The organism is Sphingobacterium sp. Mn56C (assembly GCF_049319645.1).
Taxonomy (GTDB): domain Bacteria; phylum Bacteroidota; class Bacteroidia; order Sphingobacteriales; family Sphingobacteriaceae; genus Sphingobacterium.
Window position 1 is genome coordinate 1 of the sequence record NZ_JBMOUC010000015.1, and the last position, 1,286, is coordinate 1,286.

At 38.0% G+C, this 1,286-nt stretch carries 3 protein-coding genes; 1 reads left to right on the forward strand and 2 read right to left on the reverse strand.

Annotation, left to right across the window (positions count from 1 at the left end; all coding sequences use genetic code 11):
• The coding region (locus ACL9RF_RS17695) for a helix-turn-helix domain-containing protein (protein WP_422801972.1) at nucleotides 1-249 on the forward strand (249 nt) is incomplete at its 5' end.
• Nucleotides 250-285: 36 nt separating this feature from the next.
• Here the strand turns inward: ACL9RF_RS17695 and ACL9RF_RS17700 are convergent.
• Nucleotides 286-930, reverse strand: a complete 645-nt coding sequence (locus tag ACL9RF_RS17700) for a hypothetical protein (protein WP_422801973.1) — start codon at nucleotides 928-930, stop codon at nucleotides 286-288.
• Nucleotides 927-1,286 (reverse strand): hypothetical protein (locus ACL9RF_RS17705; protein WP_422801974.1); only part of this gene is annotated, 360 nt, incomplete at its 5' end. The genes ACL9RF_RS17705 and ACL9RF_RS17700, both read right to left, overlap by 4 nt.

Consider the following 1,286-nt stretch of genomic DNA (forward strand, 5'->3'; position numbering starts at 1 on the left):
CATACCACTATCGGTAAATATGAAAGGGATGAAATGACACCTTCTATCGAAGCTGCCAAAAAACTCGCTAAGATTTTAGATACGACGGTGGGCTGCCTATTGGGAGAGAACGAACAGTCCGACCTTTTTAAAGACCCTGCTATGCTCAAACGGTTTCAGGATATCGCAACACTCCCCGAAAAGAAAAAGGAATGCCTGCTAACTACCGTTGACCATTTTATCAAAGCAAGCAAGATTTCTTTAATGTAAAACAAAAACGCCAAGCTGTAAGCCTGGCGTTTGATACTACTTGATAAGTTCTTTATATTCCTGTGGCAACCACTCCCATATTTCTTCCTGATCTTCCTTCGGTTGCCTAAAATGTTCTTGAAAAATGTGAGCTAATTCAGGTTTAAAACCGATTATATCCAATGGACGTTTATAGTCATTTGCAGAATATTTACCCCAATTTCCATTCTCACCAAATACAAAAAACTCATTTAAAGACATCTCTAAGAGCACCGCCGAGATATAGTTGCCACTTGTTAGTTCATCCCAGGTTATATTTACTGGAAATTTCATCCTGAACATTGGCTCGTCATTTGTATATTCTTGTGTATTTTGAACAACTGCGAAATACATTTCTCCGATACTCAGCATAGCTTTTTGAAGTTGCTTAAAATCTTCTTCTACAAACAAACATCCTCCATTTGCAACTATCATCTCAAATCCTGAATGATAAATTAAGTCTGGTAGGGTCTTGCCATGAACGAAAATTTTATCTTGTATCCGCTTCCAAAAGCTTAAATACTCTTGCTCTGGCAGCCAATATTTTTGCAAATATTCTTCCGCAAGTTTACTATCTCCCCAATTATCCTCTGGAACAACTTTTGAAAAATGTTGATGCCAGTATAATCTATAAAACTCTATATGGCTTTCAAATTCTGTCATGGTGTAATTCTTATTTTGTAAATCTGAGAAGGAGTATTTATGAATATAGTTGGAGCGCCAGTCGAAGTAGCATTATACATCCTAATAATATTCCCATTTGACATTTGCATTGCACCAGAGGGTAGTGCGGTTCCTCCATTGGTTATCGATTTAAAAATAGCGTCAGCATTACCTTTAACAAAACCTTGCAACTCACCATGCTTTAGTGCTTTTCCAAAGGTGGACTGTGCCCCTTGAATGAGGCTTTCTGCACTATTAAACTGGTTCAACAACTTCGTTCCCCCCTTAGCGGCATTATCTCCATACAAGATCTGCTTACCACCAATTAGGTTACGATTATTATCAACAATCCCCCT